The sequence below is a fragment of the Synechocystis sp. LEGE 06083 genome (genome assembly GCF_015207725.1).
Lineage (GTDB): Bacteria > Cyanobacteriota > Cyanobacteriia > Cyanobacteriales > Microcystaceae > Synechocystis > Synechocystis salina.
In genome coordinates this window covers 1-7,045 of the sequence record NZ_JADEWJ010000210.1, presented here as the reverse complement: position 1 = coordinate 7,045, position 7,045 = coordinate 1, and the positions used below count along the sequence as shown (strand labels likewise).

General features: G+C 50.4%; 7 protein-coding genes and 1 pseudogene. 1 reads left to right on the top strand and 7 read right to left on the bottom strand.

Translation table 11 applies throughout. The features are described from left to right. Window positions 1-364, top strand: a pseudogene (locus IQ219_RS14670) (lipoate--protein ligase family protein); the annotation flags it as partial. A gap of 124 nt (window positions 365-488) precedes the next feature. Here the strand turns inward: IQ219_RS14670 and hflX are convergent. From hflX to leuB, 7 genes are all read right to left on the bottom strand, one after another. Beyond that, window positions 489-2,093: a GTPase HflX gene (gene hflX / locus IQ219_RS14665; RefSeq protein ID WP_194073091.1), complete on the bottom strand. Its 1,605-nt coding sequence runs from the start codon at window positions 2,091-2,093 to the stop codon at window positions 489-491. Between the two features lie 168 nt (window positions 2,094-2,261). Further along, entirely contained in the window at window positions 2,262-3,317 is a 1,056-nt protein-coding gene (locus IQ219_RS14660; RefSeq protein ID WP_194073093.1) for an aldo/keto reductase, read from the bottom strand. A gap of 100 nt (window positions 3,318-3,417) precedes the next feature. Continuing rightward, the gene (locus IQ219_RS14655) at window positions 3,418-4,095 is read right to left on the bottom strand and encodes a pentapeptide repeat-containing protein (RefSeq protein ID WP_228017142.1); all 678 of its coding nucleotides are present in this window, start codon (window positions 4,093-4,095) and stop codon (window positions 3,418-3,420) included. Window positions 4,096-4,219: 124 nt separating this feature from the next. Then, window positions 4,220-4,651, bottom strand: a complete 432-nt coding sequence (locus IQ219_RS14650) for a DUF29 domain-containing protein (RefSeq protein WP_194020446.1) — start codon at window positions 4,649-4,651, stop codon at window positions 4,220-4,222. Window positions 4,652-4,685: 34 nt separating this feature from the next. Further along, complete coding sequence (gene menA / locus IQ219_RS14645) at window positions 4,686-5,609, bottom strand: 2-carboxy-1,4-naphthoquinone phytyltransferase (RefSeq protein ID WP_194073089.1); 924 nt, start codon at window positions 5,607-5,609, stop codon at window positions 4,686-4,688. Window positions 5,610-5,629: 20 nt separating this feature from the next. Further along, complete coding sequence (locus IQ219_RS14640; RefSeq protein WP_190599085.1) at window positions 5,630-5,896, bottom strand: hypothetical protein; 267 nt, start codon at window positions 5,894-5,896, stop codon at window positions 5,630-5,632. 220 nt (window positions 5,897-6,116) lie between these two features. Next, the coding region (gene leuB, locus IQ219_RS14635; protein ID WP_194073088.1) for a 3-isopropylmalate dehydrogenase at window positions 6,117-7,045 on the bottom strand (929 nt) is incomplete at its 5' end.

Here is a 7,045-nt window from a genome sequence, read left to right as displayed (position 1 = left end):
TGCCAGTTGCTTTAGCACCGCTACAGTGGCGGATTTAGTCAGCTCCACAGGGGACAAATTAATTGGCAGTGCCCAACGGCAAACTTCCAGCGCCCTTCTGCAACACGGGGAAATGATCTTGAACGGCGATCGCCATTTGTTTGAGCTGGTTTTTAACCAACCGGCCCCCTGGCAAAAAACCATGGCAGAGTTGACCAATTATCCAACTTTGCCCCAGGTTTTAGAGGTTTTGACCACTTCAGCCCGACAGCATTTTCAAGCTCAGGTACAGTGGGAACCCCTCACCCTCCAGGAGTGGGCCATGGTGAAGGAAAAGTGCAGGAATGCTGAGGCGGATTTTGGCTGGACTCCCTACCCGTTGTGAGTCAGTTTGAAACTGACCTCCATTCGTTGATCAACTCCTTTTTTTAGGTTGAGGCTTGGTAAGGAATCCTTGCTTTTTTGAAACCATTGCAGGATGTCAACATTGAATTAGTGCAAAATAAACACTAATCGGTGAAATCCGCCAAAATTTGCTCCAATAAACGTTTTTTCAGCGTTTCTAAACCAATCCCCTGGGCCGCCGCCAAAAAAATTGCCTGGGGATAATCTGCTTGGGCCGCTGCCAAAGCTTCACTGGGCACCTGGTCAATTTTGTTAAACACCATCACCATCGGTGCCGTAGCCAAGGGCATTTCCGCCAAAATATTGGCCACCGAGTCGATCTGTCGTCGCCAAGCCCGGTCGGATAGATCCACCACCTGGAGTAATAGATCTGCCTCCGTTACCTCTTCCAAAGTAGCCCGAAAGGCATCCACCAAAGCATCGGGCAATTGATGGATAAAACCCACTGTATCCGTTAGCAAAATTGGCTGGTAGGTTTGATTATCCGGGTCAAATAGGGATAAACGCCTGGTGGTGGGGTCTAGGGTGGCAAACAGTTGGTCAGCGGCGTAGATGTCTGCTTGGGTGAGGGCATTGAGTAAGTTGGATTTGCCCGCATTGGTATAACCGACGATCGCCACGGTGGGAACAGCCTGTTGTTGCCGTTGATTCCGGAGCCGGGAGCGATGGGACTGGAGTTCGTTAACCTGTTTTTGGAGCTTGGCAATGCGACTTTGGATGGTACGCCGTTCTGTTTCCAGCTTGGTTTCCCCTGGGCCCCTGGTGCCGATGCCTCCCCCCAACCGGGACATACCCTGACCCCGGCCTACTAGTTTGGGTAACAGATATTCCAACTGGGCCAATTCCACCTGTAATTTCCCAGCCCTGGATTGGGCCCGCTGGGCAAAAATATCCAAGATCAATTCGGTGCGGTCAATGACCCGAACTCCACAGCGTTGTTCCAAGTTGCGCACCTGGGCAGCGGATAGATCCCGGTCGAAAACCACTAGATTGGCCCCCGTAGTTTGCACCGCCAAGGCCAATTCTTCCACTTTGCCTTCCCCTACTACGGTTTGGGGATGGGGTTTACTACGATTTTGCTGCATTACCTGGAGCACCTGGGCCCCGGCGGAATCCACTAGTCGTTCTAACTCCGTTAAACCTTCGGCAAAGCTCTGGTCATCCAACTCACTGGTTTTAAGTCCCATGACCAGTACCCTTTCCTGCCCTGCTTCCACCTGACGGGCGATGAATTCTCGTTCAAATTCTGCCTCTAGGTTTTCCACCAAATCCAGGATGGCTTCTTCTGCTAAATCTTCCAGGGCCACCGCCGGGGAAACTACCCAATCGGCCACCCTATCCCCCATATCGTCACTGCTTTGGGGTAATAAATGGGCCAAATATCCCGTATCCACATAGCCAGTTACGCCGCCGCCCCGTTTGGCAAAACCCTGGCCAGTAACACTCAGTACCACTAGGGCATCCAATCTTTGCAGGGCCATGGCAATTAAACTAGATTCCTTGGGGGCTTCCCCCTTTAAATCCGTGGTGAGGCAACGAATGCCGGATAGTCTTTTTTCCCCATAACGAGGTAATTCCAAAGGCGGAATTTGGGTTTGCCGGGGCGTGCCCACCCCCACCCGGATAATTTGTCCCCGCCGGTTAACGTACACCGAAACGGGCTGTTTAATTTCCTGGCTGATGGCTCCTAAACGTTGGGCCAATTCCATCGTCAGCAGGCGATCGCCGGGGAGACGTTGTTGATAGAGGCGCTTTAGTTGTTTAATTTGACTAGTTTTGAGCTGTTGGGCTTGGCCGTAGATGGTATCGATAGGCTTTGGTCCTAATTGGTATGGATGATGGAGACAAAAACAGGGGCTGAATTGCCAGCCTAATGATCAATCCTGCCATAAACGACGCCGGCTTTTACCCCGCAACCGTTGGTGGGTATCCCGCAACAGGTCTGGAATCGCCAGATTATGGGGACATCGGGGCAAACAATCGCCACAGTCGGTGCACCGATCGCCTTTTCGACCGGGAAACCAGTGCCCGGCATTTTCTAACATTTGATAGCGATATTGACCAAAATTTTCCATATCAAAGGCAACGGCCAAATTACGCAGACGTAAAATTTCGGGAATATTAATTTCTTCTGGGCAAGGTAAGCACTGATAACATTGGTGGCAAGCAGCGGTGCCCAATGCCTGGTGTTGATGGTGGCGTAAATTCTCTAAAATTGCCTGTTCTTGCTCACTTAAGGGCTCCAGGCGATCGCCAAGGGATAGGGGTTCGTCCAATTCCTCCGGTATGGCGGGGCCAATACTCAGGGTGGTAATGCGGGGGTCACTCAAGAGAAAACGGTAGGTTAACCCCAGGGGGGTAAAGGGTAGGCAAAGATTTTGTAAAGTCCGGGGTGGTGTGTATAGTTGACCACCCTTATCTGCGGGGGAAATGATGAAAATGCCCATATCCCGCTGGTGGGCCGAGGCGATCGCCGGGGCGAGGTGCTGATTAAACCAGTAATAATGCAAATTAACGAAGGCAAATTTTCCCGAAGCAATCACTTCCTGCACTAGGGGCAAACTGCCGTGGGTGGAAAAACCAAGATGTTTAAATTTCCCCTGTTGTCGAGCCTTGTCTATCACCGGCCAAAGTTTCTGTACCCATTGCCAATGCTGGGGGGTATTAATGCCGTGGATGGCAAAGCAGTCTAAATAGTCCACCTGGAGTCTTTGCAGAGAACGGTCAAGGCCCTGGATAAGTTGTTCTGGATTCTCCGTGGGACAAACTTTACTGGTGAGGTTTATTTCCTCCCGGTTGAAGCTTTTTAGCAATGGGCCTAAATAAGTTTCACTTTCTCCATAGGCCGCCGCCGTTTCAATGTGGTTAATGCCCGCCCCCAAGCCCTTGGCCACCGTGGCTACAAATTGCTGGCGATCACCCAGGCCCCGCATGGTACCCAGGGAAAAAACGGATAAATTTAACTCGGTGCGGCCAAAACGACGGTATTGCAAAGGTTAATTTTTATGGAAGTTGAGGTGGCAATTTTTCCATCTACCAGGTGACATCGCTCAGATCCGCCTGTTGCAGGTTAGTGCCCACTAAATTGGCCCCCCGCAAATTGGCCCCCTTGAGGTTGGCTCCGGTAAAATCCGCCTGGGTCAGATTTGCCCCCCGGAAATTGCCATAGCGTAAATCCGCGCCCCGAAAATTAGTCTTTCTCAAATTGGCCCAGCGCAAATCAACGGCGATCGCCGCCACCGCACTAAAATCCGCTTCCGGGGCATAGGCTTGGTGGAGATGGGCCCCCATTAATTGGGCTTGGCTAAGGTTGGCTCGGTAAAGTCTTAAACCGTGGGCTTCCGCTTCGGTAAAAACGGCCTGACAAAAAAGGGCTTCATTGGCATCGCTTTCAGTTAGATCCGCCTCACTCAAATTGCAACGATTGAGCGTAGCTCGACAGAGGTTAGCCCGGCGCAAATTACTTTTGTGCAGACTGGCGGCGATCAAGTTAGCATCCGTTAAATCCGCCCCTTCCAAATTGGCAAAGCGTAAATCACAGCCGATCAGGGTAACTTGGCTGAGGTCCCCATGGGGAAATACTAGTCCAGCCAAATTTTGATTGGTCAGTTCCAAATCTTGAGGATCATGGCCATTGACCAATAAATTAGCGGCCCCGGTGTTTAACCAGCCTGGGGTATTGATGGGGGTAGGGGACAAACCGTTGCTCATAATGGTTTTTATTCTAACTTGCCCATGGCAACATCCCTTATTCTGAACTGGCCAGACCATAACCTACCGCTGTTAACATACGGCTAATGAAATGGAGGTTGCTGAAAAACTTTTTAGCTTCAGCTCACCAAAAGGTCACCGTTAACAATTGGTCTAAACTTTCGCTAAACGGATTGGCTTCAGGCAAGGAAAGCGTCGGGTAAAGATCTTGAACATCGGCAAGTGCTTCCTGCCACACGGCTGGAATCAATGCTTCGCCATAATTTTTGAGGCTAGGAGAGTCCCTTAATAGCCGTCGGATCTGTTTCCGTTGTTCTTTGATCGTGATTTCCCAGCCACGATTATCATAGGCACTATTGATATAGGCGCGTTTGAGTAGATGCTCCAGCAAAACTTCCAAGCGATTTTCTAGCTCATGTTTTTCACTACGACCCAAAGCAATAATTTCCTCTTCAATATTTTGCCAGTCAATCTTCTCTATCTCATGTTGTTGCAGATATCGAGCCTGTTCTTCTGTCCAGCTCACAAAATCTGTGTCATAGAGTTGTTTTTTCATAGGTTTTAATCAGATTTGTTGATTTATATAAACTTTAATTCTTACCCGCTAAAATATAGCCCATGGCTAGTAAAATACCGCTGATAAAGTGTAGATTGACAGCAATGAATTTACAGTTGCTGACCTTCTCCGGTTGGTCGTGGTATTGCCCCACATGGCGAATTAATTGTCCGGCCAAGGGCACACTGGCCATTACCAATAAGGTTTGCCAAGGAGCAAGGTTAAGCAAAACTCCGATCGCCGTGATCAAATAAAGACTAATTACGGAAACAGTCAACACCTGGGAGCCTAGCTTGGTTCCTAAACGAACAATGGGGGATTTTTTACCGGCGGCTAGGTCATCTTCTACCTGATGGAAGTGGGAACAGAACAGAATAATGGCCGTGCTAAGCCCCACAAAAATGCTAGGGGTAAGCAAATCCCAGCTAAAACTTTGGGTCTGGGAGTAATAGGCGGCGACGATCGCCAAGGGACCAAAGGTAATCAAACAAATTAATTCCCCCAAACCTAGGTAACCAAGGCGGAAAGGGGGCCCTTGGTAGGTGTAGCCCAAAAAGATGGCCACTCCAATTAACTCCAACACTGTCCAATCCTGGGCCAGCCAGCCCATGCTCATTAGCCCCAGCACACCGGCCAGCAAGAAAAAATTACTAATTAAAAAAACCAGATTGCGATTGCCGGTCAAATTAACCACTGAATGGGCCTTACGCACATCAATGCCCGTGTCACTGTCAAACACATCATTGCTCAGGTTGATCCAAGCAATAATGGCGATCGCCGACAGCAAAAAGATGGTAAAAACATCGCCCTGCCACTGCCCAGTCAGGCCATAGGCCACCGCTGAACCAACGGTAATGGGCACCACTGCCACCGTGTACATGGGGGGCTTAATGGCCGCCAGCCAAAGTTTGCGGGTCGAAGGGGCCGTAGATGGCACTAAGGGGGAAGATTCGGTCATAACAGAGCAACAGAGCTAATTCAAATTACCTGGGCTTCCGCCTCCAGTTGGTTCAAAGGTACGAAACACTCCCCTGGCAACAGCACCGGCTGACGATTGAACATCAGTTGACCCCGGTGGGTTTCTTTATGGATGGCAATGCCCAGGGGTTGCTTTTGGGATTTGGGGTGGAGCATGCGATAACTGCGGTAAATTCGCCGGGCCATGCGCAACATTTTGGGGTCTAGGGGCATGGGCACGCTCCTATACTCCACATCAAAGTCGCTCTCATCAGGAATAAAAACCATAATAAACTCCCCACTCAGGACGCATATGTGTTCTAGCCTTTGACCGAAAAACGTCAGCCAGGTTAGCCATCATCATAAATAACAATAGGGTTTGACGTAAGGGCCGCCCCAGAAGATTCTTACTTACTCAACCAAGATCTGATTTTGACCCGAACTAACTGCCTGGGGGGAAGTCATTGAGGTAAAGTTTGTCTAGTTTTTTGGTAGATTGCAACGATCCTTACATGTCATCCAGGATGCCCAACAATTGCTCTCCCATTTGCCGACAGCCCACCAATTGGGTGCCAGGGGAAAGAATATCCCCGGTGCGGTAACCCTGGGCCAGGACTGTTTTTACTGCTCCCTCTAGGCGATCGGCTGCCTGGGGTTGGTCCAAACCGTAGCGCAACATCATGGCCGCACTGAGCACCTGGGCCAGGGGATTAGCCTTATCCTGACCAGCAATATCCGGGGCCGAACCGTGGACGGGTTCAAATAGTCCCGGGCCGTCACTGCCCAAGCTAGCGGAGGGTAACATGCCAATACTGCCCGTTAACATGGCCGCAATGTCGGAGAGAATATCACCAAATAAATTACCCGTCACAATGGTGTCAAATTGCTTTGGACTACGCACCAATTGCATGGCCGCATTGTCCACATATAAATGGGACAGTTCCACGTCGGGATAATCTGTGGCGATCGCCATTACCCGATCCCGCCACAGTTGGGACACATCCAGTACATTAGCCTTATCTACTGAACAGAGTTGACCCCGTCGTTTTTGGGCCGTTTCAAAAGCTACCTTGGCAATGCGGTCAATTTCTCCCACAGTGTAAGCCATGGTATTAACCCCCCGCTTTTCCCCCGCCTCCGTCTCAAAAATACCCTTCGGTTTACCGAAATAAATACCGCCGGTCAATTCCCGTACCACCATAATATCTACCCCTTCCACCACTTCCCGTTTGAGGCTAGAAGCATCAACCAATTGGGGAAAAATGGTCGCGGGACGTAGGTTCGCAAACAGTCCCAGCCCTTCCCGGATGGCCAACAAACCAGTTTCTGGCCGTTGAGCCCTGGGGAGATTGTCCCAGGCATAGCCCCCGATCGCCGCTAACAGTACCGCATCACTATCCTTCGCTTGGGCCAGGGTTACCTCCGGTAGGGGTTGGC

Coding starts and splice junctions, on each gene's coding strand:
- hflX (WP_194073091.1), bottom strand. CDS start 2,093: ATGGAATTGGCCCAACGTTTAGGAGCCATCAGCCAGGAAATTAAACAG.
- IQ219_RS14660 (WP_194073093.1), bottom strand. CDS start 3,317: ATGCGGGGCCTGGGTGATCGCCAGCAATTTGTAGCCACGGTGGCCAAG.
- IQ219_RS14655 (WP_228017142.1), bottom strand. CDS start 4,095: ATGAGCAACGGTTTGTCCCCTACCCCCATCAATACCCCAGGCTGGTTA.
- IQ219_RS14650 (WP_194020446.1), bottom strand. CDS start 4,651: ATGAAAAAACAACTCTATGACACAGATTTTGTGAGCTGGACAGAAGAA.
- menA (WP_194073089.1), bottom strand. CDS start 5,609: ATGACCGAATCTTCCCCCTTAGTGCCATCTACGGCCCCTTCGACCCGC.
- IQ219_RS14640 (WP_190599085.1), bottom strand. CDS start 5,896: ATGGTTTTTATTCCTGATGAGAGCGACTTTGATGTGGAGTATAGGAGC.